General features: G+C 60.8%; 14 protein-coding genes and 1 tRNA gene. 3 read left to right on the forward strand and 12 right to left on the reverse strand.

Features of this window, described 5'->3' with window-relative positions; genetic code table 11:
- Positions 1-10: 10 nt before the first annotated feature.
- Positions 11-2,092: a RelA/SpoT family protein gene (locus tag AAA989_RS10575; protein ID WP_338243357.1), complete on the forward strand. Its 2,082-nt coding sequence runs from the start codon at positions 11-13 to the stop codon at positions 2,090-2,092.
- A gap of 94 nt (positions 2,093-2,186) precedes the next feature.
- Here AAA989_RS10575 and AAA989_RS10580 read toward each other — a convergent pair whose 3' ends face one another.
- Genes AAA989_RS10580 through AAA989_RS10590 form a run of 3 tightly spaced genes read right to left on the reverse strand, consistent with a single transcriptional unit; the run spans position 2,187 to position 5,337 of the window.
- Positions 2,187-3,140 carry a peptidylprolyl isomerase gene (locus tag AAA989_RS10580; RefSeq protein WP_338243359.1) on the reverse strand — a complete coding sequence of 318 codons (954 nt, stop codon included), beginning with the start codon at positions 3,138-3,140 and terminating at the stop codon, positions 2,187-2,189.
- Between the two features lie 31 nt (positions 3,141-3,171).
- Positions 3,172-4,887 (reverse strand): mechanosensitive ion channel family protein, encoded by a 1,716-nt coding sequence (locus AAA989_RS10585; protein ID WP_338243361.1) that lies wholly within the window; start codon positions 4,885-4,887, stop codon positions 3,172-3,174.
- Between the two features lie 45 nt (positions 4,888-4,932).
- Positions 4,933-5,337: a metallopeptidase family protein gene (locus AAA989_RS10590; RefSeq protein WP_338243363.1), complete on the reverse strand. Its 405-nt coding sequence runs from the start codon at positions 5,335-5,337 to the stop codon at positions 4,933-4,935.
- A 134-nt stretch (positions 5,338-5,471) separates the two neighbouring features.
- Between AAA989_RS10590 and AAA989_RS10595 the strand changes: the two genes are divergently transcribed.
- Positions 5,472-5,562: transfer RNA gene (locus tag AAA989_RS10595), tRNA-Ser, on the forward strand.
- A gap of 242 nt (positions 5,563-5,804) precedes the next feature.
- On the opposite strand, the gene AAA989_RS16425 is transcribed toward AAA989_RS10595, so the two are convergent.
- From AAA989_RS16425 to AAA989_RS10605, 3 genes are all read right to left on the reverse strand, one after another.
- Positions 5,805-5,930, reverse strand: coding sequence for a DUF411 domain-containing protein (locus AAA989_RS16425; RefSeq protein ID WP_353527205.1), 126 nt, complete (start codon positions 5,928-5,930; stop codon positions 5,805-5,807).
- A gap of 312 nt (positions 5,931-6,242) precedes the next feature.
- The gene (locus AAA989_RS10600) at positions 6,243-6,521 is read right to left on the reverse strand and encodes a DUF5676 family membrane protein (protein WP_338243365.1); all 279 of its coding nucleotides are present in this window, start codon (positions 6,519-6,521) and stop codon (positions 6,243-6,245) included.
- 219 nt (positions 6,522-6,740) lie between these two features.
- Positions 6,741-7,364: a hypothetical protein gene (locus AAA989_RS10605; RefSeq protein WP_338243366.1), complete on the reverse strand. Its 624-nt coding sequence runs from the start codon at positions 7,362-7,364 to the stop codon at positions 6,741-6,743.
- A gap of 279 nt (positions 7,365-7,643) precedes the next feature.
- Between AAA989_RS10605 and AAA989_RS10610 the strand changes: the two genes are divergently transcribed.
- Complete coding sequence (locus AAA989_RS10610) at positions 7,644-8,246, forward strand: outer membrane protein (RefSeq protein ID WP_338243368.1); 603 nt, start codon at positions 7,644-7,646, stop codon at positions 8,244-8,246.
- 115 nt (positions 8,247-8,361) lie between these two features.
- Here the strand turns inward: AAA989_RS10610 and AAA989_RS10615 are convergent, their stop codons facing one another.
- The 6 genes from AAA989_RS10615 to AAA989_RS10640 form a co-directional block, all read right to left on the reverse strand.
- Positions 8,362-9,114 (reverse strand): LytR/AlgR family response regulator transcription factor, encoded by a 753-nt coding sequence (locus AAA989_RS10615; protein ID WP_338243370.1) that lies wholly within the window; start codon positions 9,112-9,114, stop codon positions 8,362-8,364.
- A complete protein-coding gene (locus tag AAA989_RS10620) occupies positions 9,111-10,277 on the reverse strand; it encodes a sensor histidine kinase (protein ID WP_338243372.1) in 1,167 nt (388 codons plus the stop codon). Before AAA989_RS10620 ends, AAA989_RS10615 begins: the two co-directional genes overlap by 4 nt.
- A complete protein-coding gene (locus AAA989_RS10625) occupies positions 10,278-10,988 on the reverse strand; it encodes a VV20781 family protein (protein WP_338243374.1) in 711 nt (236 codons plus the stop codon).
- 283 nt (positions 10,989-11,271) lie between these two features.
- Positions 11,272-11,505, reverse strand: coding sequence for a hypothetical protein (locus AAA989_RS10630; protein WP_338243376.1), 234 nt, complete (start codon positions 11,503-11,505; stop codon positions 11,272-11,274).
- A 221-nt stretch (positions 11,506-11,726) separates the two neighbouring features.
- Complete coding sequence (locus AAA989_RS10635; RefSeq protein ID WP_338243378.1) at positions 11,727-12,059, reverse strand: UrcA family protein; 333 nt, start codon at positions 12,057-12,059, stop codon at positions 11,727-11,729.
- Positions 12,060-12,550: 491 nt separating this feature from the next.
- Positions 12,551-14,422, reverse strand: a complete 1,872-nt coding sequence (locus AAA989_RS10640; RefSeq protein ID WP_338243380.1) for an ABC-F family ATP-binding cassette domain-containing protein — start codon at positions 14,420-14,422, stop codon at positions 12,551-12,553.
- Between the last annotated feature and the right edge of the window lie 57 nt (positions 14,423-14,479).

The raw sequence follows: 14,479 nt of genomic DNA on the forward strand, positions 1-14,479 counted from the left end.
TCATGTCACCATGCTGCGCCAGTACGAACTTGTTGAACGGGTCAAGGAATACGACCCCGACGCCGACGAGGCGCTGCTGAACCGCGCCTACGTGTATACGGTGCAGAAACACGGCAGCCAGAAGCGTGCCAGCGGCGATCCCTATTTCAGCCATCCGGTGGAAGTCGCCGGTCTGATGACCGACCTGAAGCTGGACCAGGAAACCATCGTAACCGCGCTGTTGCACGATACGGTGGAGGATACCCTCGCCACCATCGACGATATCGAGGCGCAGTTCGGCCCCGAAGTCGCCCGGCTGGTGGACGGCGTAACCAAGCTTTCCAAGATCGAGCAGATGGCCGAGAACGAGCGCGCGGCGGAAAACCTGCGCAAGTTCCTGCTGGCCATGAGCGAGGACCTGCGCGTGCTGCTGGTGAAGCTGGCGGACCGGCTGCACAACATGCGCACGCTGCATCACATCAAGAGCCCGGTGAAGCGCCAGCGCATCGCCCGCGAGACGATGGATATCTATGCCCCGCTGGCGGAGCGGGTGGGCATGTACGAATACATGCGCGAAATGCAGCTGCTGGCGTTCGAGCAGCTGGAGCCCGAGGCTTACGAGACCATCACCCGCCGGTTGGAGCAGCTGCGCCAGAGCGACGCGGGGCAGGTGGATCGCATCGCCCTCGACATAAAGCAGGCGCTGGCCGCCGCTGGCCTCGAAGTGGAAGTGTGGGGGCGGGAGAAGCACCCCTATTCGATCTGGCGCAAGATGGCAGAGCGCCACCTGCCGTTCGAGCAGGTGACCGATATCATGGCCTTCCGCGTGCTGACCGACAACGTGGAGGACTGCTACCGCGCGCTGGGCGTGCTGCACACCGCCTTCCAGTTCGTGCCTGGCCGGTTCAAGGACTATATCTCCACCCCCAAGAACAACGGCTATCGCTCGCTTCACACCACGATCTTCTACGACAAGTCGATGCGCGCGGAGGTGCAGCTGCGCACGCGCGAGATGCACCGCACCAACGGCTTCGGCCTGGCCGCGCACTGGGCCTACAAGCAGGGCGGGCGGCACGATGGGCAGGTGGCCTGGCTGCGCGACCTGATCGAGATCGTGGATGCCAGCCACGATGCCGAAGAGCTGCTGGAGCATACCAAGCTGGCGATCTACCAGGATCGCATCTTTGCCTTCACCCCGAAGGGCGCGCTGTTCCAGCTGCCCAAGGGCGCGACGGCGGTGGATTTCGCCTTCGCCGTCCACACCGATCTGGGCGCGCAGACCGTGGGCGCGAAGATAAACGGGCGGCACATGCCGCTGCGCACGCCGCTGGGCAACGGCGACGTGGTGGAGATCATCAAGGGCAAGAACGCAGAGCCGCAGCTGAGCTGGCTGGGCTTCGTCGTCACCGGCAAGGCGCGCGCCTCCATCCGCCGCGCGGTGCGCGCCAAGGAGCGCGCCGAAATCGCCGAGATCGGGACCAAGCTGTACGACGAGATTGCCGAGCGCCTGCCCGCCAAGGTGGGCAGGAAGGCGCTGAAGCAGGCGGTGGAGCGGCTGGAGATGGAGGACGTGGACGACCTGATGTACGCCATCGGGGCGGCCAAGCTTTCCGACCGCGAGGTGATGGAAGCGCTGGTGCCCGGCAGCACCGCCGACATGCCGGAGGAAACCGAGCAGGAGCGCGCAATCTCGATCAAGGGACTTACGGCCGGTGTCGGTTTCGATCTCGCCGACTGCTGCCACCCCGTGCCTGGCGACCGGATCGTGGGCCTGCGCCGACCGCACGAAACCGTGGAAGTGCATGCCATCGACTGCCTGGAACTGGCCAACGGCGTGGATGCCGACTGGGTGGACCTTTCGTGGGGCGAGCGCTCGCACGGCGCCATCGGGCGGCTGAACGTGGTGCTTTACAACCGTCCCGGCACGCTGGCGGAAATGGCCGGTGTCTTTGCCCGTAACAACGCCAACGTGATGCACCTGGAACTGACGCAGCGCGACGATCCCTTCCACACCTATGCGGTGGACCTGGAAGTGCAGGATCTGGCCCACCTCACCCGCATCATCAGCGCGCTGCGGGCAACCGACGCCGTGGCCCAGGCAGAGCGGCTTTAGGGCGGGGGCTCAAGGGCACATAATTCGGAAAATGTTGAGGCGGCGCGTTTCCCAGGGGATGCGCGAAACCGGGCGCGTTCCGCCTGGCGCAGGATCACCCGGCCCGCCGCACCGGGACCTGTACGCTGCATACGTCCACCCCGCCAGCAGGCACGGTGTAGAAGGCATCGTTCCGGTTGGCGCGCACCTCGACGTAACGGGCAAAGCTCTCGCTGGCAGTGTCGAGATATTCGAACGCGGGCGGATCGGCCATCTCGCTGGCGAGACGCACCGAACGGATAGGTGTGCGCAGGTCGGCTTCCTCTTCGGTGTAGAACCCGAGTTCGCCAGACCCGCGCGGCAGGCTGGATAGGTGCTCCATCCCCTCGATCACCCGGCCCACCACGGCAAGGTTGCGATCCATGTGCCGCTGCGGCTGACCGATGATGGTGTAGAGTTCGGCCCCCGTGCCGGTATCGGGCGCGTAGTCACGGGCAACGCCGATGTAGCCGTAGCAATAGATGGGCCACATCGTTCCGTAATCGTGAATGCCATCCTCCCCCGAGACGGGAAAACCCTTGTAGAACGTGTCGTAACGCGAAGAGTTTGCAGCCTGGAGAAGCCCGGAAACACTATCTCTGGTGGGATGTGGCAGACCGGGAAAAAGCGCCTCATCGTGTCTGGACCAGAAGGACGCCTCTGGCGATACCAGGCCGTCGGGCAGCGCCTTCTCCTCGGTTACGTCGCCCCATTGCGTAACGTAGTTGTCCTGCACCCGATAGATGCTCGTCCCGTCCCACCAGTGCGCCTCGGCAAGGGTGCGGATGTTCTCCACCCACGGCTGGCTGAAGGGCGGCTGCATCAACTGGATCACCACCGTGCGCTCGTCGCCGCGCGCATCCGGGGCTAGTTCCATCACCAGCATGTCTTCGGGCGGGATTTTCACCCACTCCTCAGCGCCGGCGGCAGCCACTACCGAGCTGGGCGTGACAGGTTCCACCGCCTGCTGCGCCGCGAGGGGGAAGGCCAGGGAAAGGGCGAGGGCGCTCGCGGCAAGTGCTCGTTTCATGCCGGGCACAGTGCCACCGCGCCGGGCGGGGTCAATCCTTCTGTTCTTCCATCGTCAGGTCCATCTGCACTTCGCGTTCGCGCGGAAGATAGGCGGGGGCAGGCTCGTTCCCGGCGGCGGCATCCATCTCGGCGGCCGTCTTCAGCAGGAACTCGCGCACGCGGCAGTGCATGGTCCAGCCGATCTTCGGATCCTTCGCGTGAACACAGGCGCGCGCGAGCATGCCCTTGGGTTCGTGGTCGATCACTTCGAACTTGGCCTGGTCCTTGTTGATGATGTCGTCGTCGTCCTCGACGAAGCTCATGAGCTTTTCCCGCAATGCCTCCACGTCGGCGCGGTGATCAAGGTAGATGGGCACACGCATGATCAGGGCGGGCTCCTGCTTGGTCCAGTTCTCGAAGCTTGAACCCACGAATTCGGAAACAGGCGCCATGACCCGCCGGTCGTCCCAGGTGCGCAGGCGAAGATGGGTGAAACCGATCTTCTCCACGTAGCACCACTGCCCCTCGTACTGCACCGCGTCGCCGATGCGCGCGGTCTTGGCGAAGGCGATCTGCATGCTGGCCATGATGTCGCCCAGCACCTTGCGTGCTGCAAAGGCGATGATCAGGCCCAGCACGCCCGCGCCCGCCAGCAGCGAGAAGCCGAGCGTCTGCGTCAGGTTGCTCTGCACAAGCACGATGCCGAGGCCCGCCACCATGACCAGCACGATGATCAGCCGCCGCACGGCAGAGGCCTGGGTGTAGAAGTCCCGTCCCTCCTCGTTCTCCGGCTCCTCGATCCGGCGGGCATTGCGATCGGTGGCAAGGTCCAGCACGGCCTCCACCGCAGTCACGATGATGGCGCCGATGGCGATGACGATCAGGGTCAGTTGCAGCGGCCCGAGAATGTCCTCCACCGGTCCGGACAGGGTGAACAGCACGTTGCGCATCAGGGCGAAGCTGCCCGCCAGCGCCAGCAGGGTCAGCGGCACCTGAACGGCGCGCAGGATGACGCCCGCCATGCTTTCGTCGTCAAAGCGCTTCTTGCCCGCTCCCACCGCCTTGTAGGTGAGGACCGCGGCGATGAAGGCCAGCATGAGGACCAGCGGAAGGGCAATCACTTCCCACCATGCCAGCGTCCAGAAGGCCTGCTGGCGCAGCGGCACCGGCAGGCTGAGTTCGAAATCGGTCGGCCCGTAGCGTTCGTAGAGTTCCGGCAGGTTGCCCACGGTCTGGCGGCTGAACATCCATACCGGTTCGCCGTCCGGTTCCTGCAGCCGCGCGATGCTGACAGGCACGGTGCGACGGCCCAGCTGCAGGTGCGCCAGCGAGATGTGCCGCCGCTCTGCCCCCGCCATCGGGTTCTTGTTGCTGGCCGCGGTATCCACGGCATCGGGCCGGTCGGGCAGGTCGGCCCAGCTTACCGCGATGGAGCGATTGGCGATCTCGTACATCATCGCCGCCAGGTCTTCCGCTTCCATCGCCTGTTCGCGAGCGGAGAGACTGGTCATGTCGAGCGCGGTGGCCGCCCGCTCCCACTCGCCTGCTTCCGCGGCGGAAAAGAAGCTTTCCACAAGAGCTTGGGGCGTATCTAGCTCGAGCGGTTCAGCGGGGTCCGCAAGCCCGGTGTTGAGCGCCTCGACCTCGTAGACATACGGCTCGGATCCGCTCGGCACCTCGGGGTCTCCCTGCGCCGCCAGCGGGGCGGCAATCAGGGTAAAGGTCAGGGCGAGGAGCCCGGCTAGCGTGCGAAAAATCCGTTCCATCCTGCCAGATGTTACGCATCTGCACGGCAATGGGTCCGGACAGGCTCAGGCGACCTGGTCCTCCAGCGCGTGCATGTCCTCGTCCGAAAGGCCGAAATGATGACCGATCTCGTGCACCAGCACGTGCGCCACCAGGTGCTCGAACGTCTCGTCCCCGCGCTCGCACCATTCCAGCAGGATGGGCAGACGGAACAGGCGGATGCGATCGGGCATGGTGCCGGAATGCTCGATGCTTCGCTCCGTCAGGGGAAGGCCTTCGTAGACGCCGGTGAGTTCGAACGGGCTCTCGATGCCCATCTCGGCGAGCAGCTCGTCCTCGGCGAAATCCTGCACCTGGATCACCACGTCGCCCAGGTGCTCGGCAAAGGCAGCGGGAATGCGATCGTACGCCGCGCGTGCGACACGCTCCATGTCCGCGACGGAGGGGGCAAGGCCGATGTTGCGAGTCATGCAGGCGGACCTAGGATCTTCGCGCAAACTTGTCATCACGCTGCTTGTCTTTGCCAGGCAGCTTCGCTAGGTGCGCGCCTTCTGTCCGACCACACGCGCCCTGGCAACATGGCTGCGGCGCAAAGCGGACATGCGGAGCGGTGGCCGAGTGGTCGAAGGCGCACGCCTGGAAAGTGTGTATACGGTAACCCCGTATCGAGGGTTCGAATCCCTCCCGCTCCGCCACACACCCCAAGCACTAGTCTCTGGTTGCAGGGACATTGCGCTAGCCCGCGGAACGGGCGGCCTTGCGAGGCTATTTCCGTGACGGCGCCATCATTCTACGCGTCTCTCAGGCAGGCATTGTCAGACCGACTGCACCTGCAAACATCGTGCCGCTGTGTCTCTAGTCGGGTCCCGGAAACGCTAGTCTTTTGCCAAAAGCGATCTACCTCCTGGTCAAGGATCGCGATCAAAATCAGCGAAGTTCATAAGCGCTGAGAACGCCCCGGTGTCGACTTCCGATCGCTCCAGGAGCAACGCTTGATGTCTGAGGCGGGAACATGGCTCTCGATGATATGGCCATCGAGAACCATTGTGCCGCACGAACGCAGGTGGCGCTCTGCGTCGGTTGTTCAATAACCGCCTGGCGGATCACTGGCAGGAAAGCTCTCGTCCAGATCTTCATCAATTTCTGTCCAATCCCTCATGGGTGCGTCCCTCATCGCAGAAGGACCTGCATCGCGGACATCCGTATGGCTGTTGTGCGGTTGATCAGGCGCATAGGCCGCGTTCCGCTTCCCTGAGTCTGGTGAGGCGTGGGAGAAGGCGAGTTTGGCAAGGATGGCTCGCGCAGCTCGCTCGATTAGCCACGTCACGCGTTCATCCTCTTCAGACCCCACTCGGTCCATTCTACCAGCAGAGCTTTATGCAACGGGTCCGTCCCTTCGCCCGACCAGCCGATTATACAAAGCGGCAGTCGCACCGGCGATGAGACCTGCGCCTAGCGACCATGCGAAGAGGCCATACACAGAGCCGGCAAGACTTAGTTGCCAGCCCATTGGACCGAAATCGGCATGAACCATGTGGCCGGACATTCGCATCATTGCCCCTGGCATAGAGACGACGAAAAGGCTGCAAATCACCCACGCGACCGCAAAGACGATCGCGGTTGCAAAAGCTAACTTCAAGGCATCGATTTTCACGGCAACTCTCCCTCCGCTGAGATTGAATATCCGCGTGGCCTTTTGATGTATTGACTGGGATCAAAAGGATCGCCGCCATATCAGGTTGGAAGTGGGCGTGACCTAACGTCCGCAATCGGGTCGTTAGCGGCGAGTCCGTTTCTGGGCTAGGACGGTAGCAAGCAGACAGTCGGCTATCAGCTATGCCGCAGCGCTGCGATAGGGGCCGCTTTTGGGTGGTTAGCGGACCTTCCAGCTGTCCAACAGGGCCATTGCCTCGGCCTTCATGGCCCTCATCTTCGGAAGTTCTTTTTCATCGAAGCTGAATTGCAACATCATGCCGTCATAGGCCCAGAATGTGGTGCAGAGATTCGTCGGTTCGGGTTTCACAGGGTTGGGTCCAAAGAGTTGGCAATACGCGATCTGCCGTTTTTCGATAACACCGTCTTCACCTGGTTCGGCTCCCAAGGAATAAATGTCAGACGACCATGAACCGAGTTCGTCTTGCACCTTCTCATAAGGTGGGCCGTCGGTGACGCTCGTCTGTTCTTGACCACAGGCAATACGTAGCATCTGAGAAGCATCGCCAGGGCAAAAGCGGCTCAGGCGCTGAACAAGCACTCGGTGCTTTGGAATCTGACCGGGATTAGGATTGGGCTGGAAGAGAAAGACGAAAGAATCCTCCTCCGACGCGGGGAGCCACGGATTTGTGGCGTTGAAGAGGTGATCGGTTGGAACCTCGAAGCGGTTTCCTGCGACCTCGCGATGGGCGACCCGATCACCGCTATTTGCTGCAATCGCGGCAATCGCTCCGGCACCGAGCAAGAAGGCTAACGCTTTCATCACAGGTGCATAGTCCAGCAAATCGCAACGACGCGCAACGTCCGCAATCGGGTCGTTACCGGCTGGTCTGGTTTGAGGCGCAGGCGGCGGAAGTCGGTCCTCAAGATACTTGGCAGTGTGTTCGTCGCACGAAAATTGGCTTTTGTCGGCAGCGGCAAACTCTGTCGTTAGCGTTCCCGGCTTGAGCGATGCATCGAAGCAGTCACCTCTGCAGGCTGCCATCTGAACGAGTGGAACGCCGGATCGTTCGGCGCTTCAGGTTCAACGGGCGATCGTGATCTCCCACATGAGGAAAGACATATGAAAAAGCTTCTGCTTTCAGCAGCCGTTGTTGCGGTTTCGACGGCCGCAACTCCCGCATTTGCGCAGGAAAACTTGCCATTCACCGGCCCCTGGGTCGGTGCCACGGCCGGTTACGACAAGTTCACCACTGGTGACGAAGACGACGATGGCTCGGAAGACGGGATCGCTTACGGCATCGCCCTAGGATACGACGTCAATCTTGGTGGCGTTCTGATCGGCGCGGAAGCCGAGCTGACCGACAACGGCGTGAGCGCCACGGCTTTCGATGTGCTCGAGGACGATGACGAACTGACCCTCTCAGCAGGCCGCGACATTTTTGCAGGCGTTCGTGTCGGTGTGCCCTTGAACGATGTTGCGATGCTTTTCGCGAAAGGCGGTTACACAAACCAGCGGTTCAGCGCGACCTATTCGCTGGACGATGAAAGTGAAACTCTGAGCGAGAACCTCGATGGTTTTCGGCTGGGTGGCGGCGTCGAGTTCGATCTGGGTCAGCCCTTCGCCCGCATCGAATACCGGTATTCGGACTACGGTTCATTCTCGGAAGCCGATCTGGAAACCAAGCGTCACCAGGTTATGCTGACCGCCGGCGTCCGTTTCTGACCCGCACCTATCTTCCTAGATAGTAACTTGGCTCGTCCGGCTGTTGGCTGGGCGAGCCATTTTGTTTTATCTACCCATGCTCACGACGCTGCGGCGGCCCCTCATGGTCTGCCTTTCAGAGATCGTCCGGAACCAATGTCTTCAGGACGTCCTTGACGTAGCTCGGGCCAACCTGGACTATCGCCCCGTCTCGCAAGACGAGGTTTACGCATCCCTTTCCGGGACGCTCCAGCTTCTGCACCAAATTCGGTCGCACGAATGCCGATCGATGCACGCGCATCAGCTTCCGGGGATCGAGCTTCTGCTCAAGGGTGCTCATCGATATCCGGTGAAGGTAGCTGCGCGTAGCGGTATGCAGAAAGACATAGTCCTTTGCCGCCTCTATCCACTCGATCAGCTCGACATCGAGACGGACCTGCCCATCACGCACGGAAACCCAAAGCTCTTGCGCATAGCGATTAGCTTCGACTTGCATATCATTGATATGCTCTGCAGCGGCATTGAGCCTAATCCTACGCTTTGCGCGGACGATTGCCTGCTTGAGCCTGTCGAACCGAACTGGTTTCAACAGATAGTCCGCGGCATCCACGGAAAATGCGTCTGGGGCAAAGTGCTCGAACGCAGTGATAAAGATCAGCTCAGGGCGATCTTCAGGTGCGAGACCGGCCGCGAGTGCCATACCGCTTCGCCCAGGCATCTGAATGTCGAGAAATACCAGATCAGGTCGCAGCTCTTCGATTGCTTCAGCCGCTTTCGCCGCCGTATTGGCGGTGCCCACAATCTCGACTTCTTCGATGTCGATCAAGAGTTCTCTCAAGCGGTCGATTGCCAGAGCTTCATCATCAACTAGGACGACCCGCAAGCTCATTCGGGGCATCCCGCCAAGGGAATTCGTATAAGGGCCAGGTATCCTGCCTCGCGGGCGATTGTTTCCAGATGCCCTTGTTCGCCGAAAACTGCCTCCAACCGGTCCCGAACATTGCGAAGACCGACCTGTGTGCCTCGTGTCGATTGCTCCGTGCTCTCGCAGTCATTCTCGACCGTGATAAGCAGTTCTTCACCGCGCCGCCTTGCGCAGATAGAGATCGTTATCGGTCTGGCGCTCGGCGCCACACCGTGTTTGACCGCATTTTCGACCAATGGCTGGAGAAGGAAATGTGGGATCTCTACGTCGCGCAGTTCTGGTGGGCAGTCGAGGTCAAAACCGAGGCGATCGCCAAAGCGTATCCTTTCGATCGCAAGATAGGCGTCCACCGTCTCAAGTTCGCCTTCCAGCGTTTGTGGCGCTTCCGGATTGGCGACTAGCGTCGTGCGAAGAAACTCCGACAGTCGCGCCAGCATCGCTTCCGCGTCTTTTGACCGGTCGGTCATGACAAGTGACGAGATTGAGTTCAGCGTATTGAACAGGAAATGGGGATTGAGCTGGTAACGTAGAGCGGAAAGCCTTGCTCGGCTGGCCTGACTATTTGCCTCGGCTGCCAGTGTCTTCATGAGCTGTAGTTCAACCTGTTGCTCGCGGCGTTGCTCAAGGGCTTCGAGGGTCCAGAAGGCGACCGCGATCAGCGAATATTGAGACATGAAAATCGCGAAGTTTCCCGCCCAATTGACAGCATATGAGGCGGTGATCGACGACGCATGTTCGCGACCGAACAGGTCATAGATGCTGTCGAAAAGGGCAATATCAATCACTGCCAGGAGCGCTGCAAGGGAGGTCACGACCGGGGCAAATGCAGCGAAAACCTTGGCACCGCCCATTCCTCGCAGCTTGATGGAGAGGCCAAGCAAGACAATCGATAGCGCAAAACCTGCCACCGACGCAGCATAGTGCGAGAAGACGGCTGCCAGATCGAGGCCACCACGCAGCACATAGGGCAGAAGGTAAAGAGTTCCGCAGGCGAACCAGATTATGCCGACGAGCATAAGTGTCCGCCCGCGATGAATTCCTGATAACCGGCGCGACGAAACAAGAGGAGAAACGGGCGGCGTCTCTTCGATCCCCAGCGGTTTCAGAGGGGGCGCTAAGCTTGCCATTTAATCACCAAGCGCACTGTTTGCGGGGTCCCAGAAGATCGCCAGGGCCACGGCCCCGACTGTGATCGCGCGCGTCAGCCCTTCGTCGGTCAGGTCAGCGATGTAAATTATCGGAGCGCCATTGATCTCCACTGCGCCAACCGGGCGGCCGAATTGCTCGAAGACGTAACCGATCGGGCTGGCCATTTCGAATGACGATCCGGCGAGTTTATGGACGGAGTAGATTTGCACCGTTTCGCCGCCCAAAGCAATCTCTCCTCGCCGCTCGCGCCGACTTAACGCGCCACCCAAGCCACTCCTCACTTCTTGCAGCTCGAACCGTGCAGGTATCGATCTACCCTCTGCGCTAAATTCGCAGCGATAGGACATGCGTTGCGGAGTAAATTCGACAAATTCGAAGTCTAGAACTCGCTCTCGCATCCTGCAGTGCGCCTCAATCGTCGAGCTAATTCCCGGTCCTTCGATGACGAGCTCGGAATGTCCCGAGTTGCGAACAATCGTATCGAAGAAGGCGAGACGTTCTTCGGAACGCTCATAACCCCCGAAATAGTCTCCGGTGCGGAAACGACCATGCGTCCAACCGCCAATGCCCTCGACGGGCAAACGAGCGGACTGTTCGACTAGAGATTGAGGCAGGCGCATTTCTACCGGTGGAAACGCTGCACAAGCAGACAATAATAGTGACGCAGCCAATACAGCCGACAATCGCATCGAGATACTCCTCGTTCGACAGCTCAATGTATGCTGCATGCTCTCGCTACATGGCCGGAACACTCAGAAGGATATCAGCAAGTTGAAGATTGCGACAAAGCGACGAACCTAGGAAATCACGCGACGAAACTGACGGTAGTTGCGTCCGGTATCGGGTCGTTAGCGGAAAGTCCGCTTTCGGTTCAGAGCGTGGCAAAGCTGCCAATCCGCTCTTGGGTGGATCGCCCGCGCTATCGAACTTCTGTTTGTGGGTGGAAAGCGGTCACTAGGCACCGCACCTAAGCTACTCTCGGCCTTCGATCCGGTGCTGCGCCTGCTCACGCAATGCCTCAATCTGAGAAGCCGTGTTCAGCCCTCCATCGGTGACAATTTTCTCGAGCACCTTAATTCGCTCGCGCAGCTCCTCTAGCTCAGCCTGATGTTCCGTCGTTACAGCTTTGCGATGTCCGTTAACAAGCAAAAGCACAAAGATGCAGACGGTAAGAAGCCCAAGGAATACGAAGACCATCTCGCTCATCAATACATCCAAGTTTACTCATCACAGAAACAGGTTTGAGCATACGCATTGAGCGACCGTCCGCAACCGGGCCGTTAGCCGAACGTCTGCTTCTTGTTTCGCGGAAGCCAAAAGCCGACAGTCAGCTTGCGGGGAGACCCAGGCGGTGCTCGAGGCTGCTTCTCGGTGGGAAGCGGACATCTCTCTCTTGGCTGGGCCGCTGCAATCTTCCTTTGGGAAGGTCAGCCGTGAACCGAACGAGTGAAAAGAATGTTCTTGGACGATGAAAGAGTTCGTCCCGAACGCAGCGCCTCCAACTGTGGACGGACCGAGTTGACGGTATCTCGGATGCAGCGGGCCTTCGTTTGCGGCATTACCCTGTCTCGATCCGAGAGGCCGCAGAGTCGTGTGGCGGCGTCTTCGACTCGATTTTCAAGCCTGGCAAATCCCGCCGTACTGGCGAGGTCGAGATCGGCATAACCGACGATGACCGAAATGGTCTCGGATCTTGCAGCGGGCGTGATCGCGACAAGTGCAAGGCCGGCGAGCATGATGCCAAATTTCTTCATCGGCATGACGTGGTTCCTTCCGCTTTCGACGTGCCTGGGTGGCAGCGCAGCCACCGGGTCGTTCGGGAGCGTCGTCCAGAGCAATTGCGCCCCGATGGAGATCCCCTTCTGCCTTGAGCCGGAAGATTGTGCCTTGGCGCGCTGGTGAACACTGCATGAAGTTTGTCTGAAACCTGTTGCGCAGCTTAAGAGCGGACGAAATGTCATGGTCCTCAAAGGGGCGTGAAAGTCCGAAATCGGGTCGTTTGCGGGCGGTCCGCTCTTTTCGAGCCTAGGGGAGGCTCGTGCAACTTCTGGAAGCTTGGACGCCGCCGCTCTCGCCTTTGGGTCTTTATTATCCCGGCCGCCGGAATCCTTCCGCTGCATTCAAGGTCTTCGTCGATCTTGCGCGCAAACTCGCACGCTCGTCGCGCAGCCGCAATTGACCCGGACCCTCTGCAAGATTTGCTTGAGTCAAGTCTTCGAAAGCGGCGGGCCAGCAATTGCCGGCTACACGACTACGCGTTCTCGAGCGCTTCCAGCTTTTCCCCGAGTGCGAGCCATTCTGCCTCGACTTTCGCCAACTGATCGCTGACCTGAGATCGCTGGACGAGCAGTTCGCCGATCGCAAATTTGACGAGATGCGCCGGCGCCTTTGCAGGATCGTACATCGCCTGGTCGATTTCGTGCAGGCTCGCTTCCAGCCTGGTCATGGATTTCTCGGTCGAAGCCAATTCTGACTTGATGGACCGCACCTTTGCGTCTGTCTTGGCGCGGCTTGATGACGTCGACTTTTTCGGCGTGGGTGTTCGTTGCTTCTTCGGCGCATTGCGACCGAGCACGAAGTCTATGTAATCGTCCATGCTACCGGAATATTCTTTTGCGGTGCCGCCATCGACCAGCACCAGGCGATCCGCCGTCAGTTCAACCATGTGCCTGTCATGGCTGATCAGAATTACCGCTCCGGCATAGTCATTGAGCGCCTGCACCAGCGCTTCGCGTGCGTCGACATCGAGGTGGTTGGTCGGTTCATCGAGGATAAGCAGGTGCGGCGCATCGCGGGTGATGAGCGCGAGTGCAAGCCGGGCACGCTCGCCGCCCGACAGTTTCTCGACCTTCGTGGTGGCGCGCGGGCCGGAGAAGCCGAAACGCCCCAATTGCGCTCTCACCGCACCGGGAGCCTGTCCTTCCATGGCGCGCGTCATCAGTTCGACTGGCGTTGCGTCGCTGGCCAGTTCCTCCACCTGGTACTGTGTGAAATAGCCAACCTTGAGTTTGCCTGGCGCAGTCATGGCCCCCTCGACCGTCGGAAGCTGGGCCGACAGCAGACGCGCAAGGGTGGTCTTGCCGTTCCCGTTCCGGCCCAGCAGCGCAATCCGGTCATCGGCATCGATCCGCATGTCAAGGCGCTGCAAGATCGGGGGCGCATCGCCATAGGCCACCGCGGCTCCGTCCAGCGTGATCACCGGTGAACGCAGTTCCCCCGGGGAGGGAAACTCGAAGCTTAGCGACGGATCCTCCATCAGCGCGACGATCGGCTGCATCTTCGCCAGCATCTTCGCGCGGGCCTGCGCCTGCTTGGCGGTCGAGGCGCGGGCGCTGTTGCGCGCAACGTAATCCTGAAGGCGTGCCCGCTGGGCATCCTGTGCGGCCCTGGCGGATGCCAGTTGTGCTGCCCGTTCGGCGCGTTGCTTTTCGAATGCGTCGTAGCCGCCCGCGTAGAGCGTCAGCTTGCCGCCTTGAAGGTGCAAAATGTGGTCGACGACGTTGTTCAGAAGGTCCCGCTCGTGACTGATGACCAGCAGTGTCGCGGGATAGGACCTGAGGAAATTCTCGAGCCACAACGTTGCCTCGAGGTCTAGGTGGTTCGAGGGCTCATCGAGCAGGAGCACATCGGGCTCCGAAAAAAGAAGCGCGCCGAGCGCCACACGCATTTTCCAGCCGCCTGAAAAGCTGGAAAGCGGCCGGCGCTGCATGTCCTCGTCAAAACCCAGGCCGCTTAGGATCTTGGCCGCGCGCGCCGGCGCAGTGTAGGCGTCGATGGCTAACAGGCGCTCGTGCACTTCGCCAAGGCGATCGACATCGGTGCAGGTTTCGGCCTCCTCGAGAAGCCGGGCACGTTCGACGTCTGCGGCGAGGACGGCCTCTTCTGGCGTAATCGCGCCATCGGGCGCTTCCTGCGCGACATAGCCGACACGCGCCCGCGCGGGCTTGCCGATCTGGCCTTCGTCAGGCTCGATCTCGCCGATGACAGCCTTGATCAGCGTGGATTTACCCGCTCCATTGCGACCGATGAGCCCGACCCGCGCGCCCTGCGGAATCGTGGCGCTCGCGCGTTCGAGAATGGGCCGGCCTCCAAGCCGGATAGTGACGCCATCGATGGTAAGCATGCTCGGCCCTTAGCAGCACTACTCGTCCGTCCCAATAACCTGAATCGCGCATGCTGG

Source organism: Aurantiacibacter hainanensis, from assembly GCF_036321025.1.
In the GTDB taxonomy this organism is placed as follows: domain Bacteria; phylum Pseudomonadota; class Alphaproteobacteria; order Sphingomonadales; family Sphingomonadaceae; genus Alteraurantiacibacter; species Alteraurantiacibacter hainanensis.

Bases quoted from the DNA above. Each gene is read 5' to 3' on its own strand.
- AAA989_RS10575 (WP_338243357.1), top strand. From the start codon at position 11: ATGCTGCGCCAGTACGAACTTGTTGAACGGGTCAAGGAATACGACCCC.
- AAA989_RS10580 (WP_338243359.1), bottom strand. From the start codon at position 3,140: ATGAAACGAGCACTTGCCGCGAGCGCCCTCGCCCTTTCCCTGGCCTTC.
- AAA989_RS10585 (WP_338243361.1), bottom strand. From the start codon at position 4,887: ATGGAACGGATTTTTCGCACGCTAGCCGGGCTCCTCGCCCTGACCTTT.
- AAA989_RS10590 (WP_338243363.1), bottom strand. From the start codon at position 5,337: ATGACTCGCAACATCGGCCTTGCCCCCTCCGTCGCGGACATGGAGCGT.
- AAA989_RS10610 (WP_338243368.1), top strand. From the start codon at position 7,644: ATGAAAAAGCTTCTGCTTTCAGCAGCCGTTGTTGCGGTTTCGACGGCC.
- AAA989_RS10615 (WP_338243370.1), bottom strand. From the start codon at position 9,114: ATGAGCTTGCGGGTCGTCCTAGTTGATGATGAAGCTCTGGCAATCGAC.
- AAA989_RS10620 (WP_338243372.1), bottom strand. From the start codon at position 10,277: ATGGCAAGCTTAGCGCCCCCTCTGAAACCGCTGGGGATCGAAGAGACG.
- AAA989_RS10625 (WP_338243374.1), bottom strand. From the start codon at position 10,988: ATGCGATTGTCGGCTGTATTGGCTGCGTCACTATTATTGTCTGCTTGT.
- AAA989_RS10630 (WP_338243376.1), bottom strand. From the start codon at position 11,505: ATGAGCGAGATGGTCTTCGTATTCCTTGGGCTTCTTACCGTCTGCATC.
- AAA989_RS10635 (WP_338243378.1), bottom strand. From the start codon at position 12,059: ATGCCGATGAAGAAATTTGGCATCATGCTCGCCGGCCTTGCACTTGTC.
- AAA989_RS10640 (WP_338243380.1), bottom strand. From the start codon at position 14,422: ATGCTTACCATCGATGGCGTCACTATCCGGCTTGGAGGCCGGCCCATT.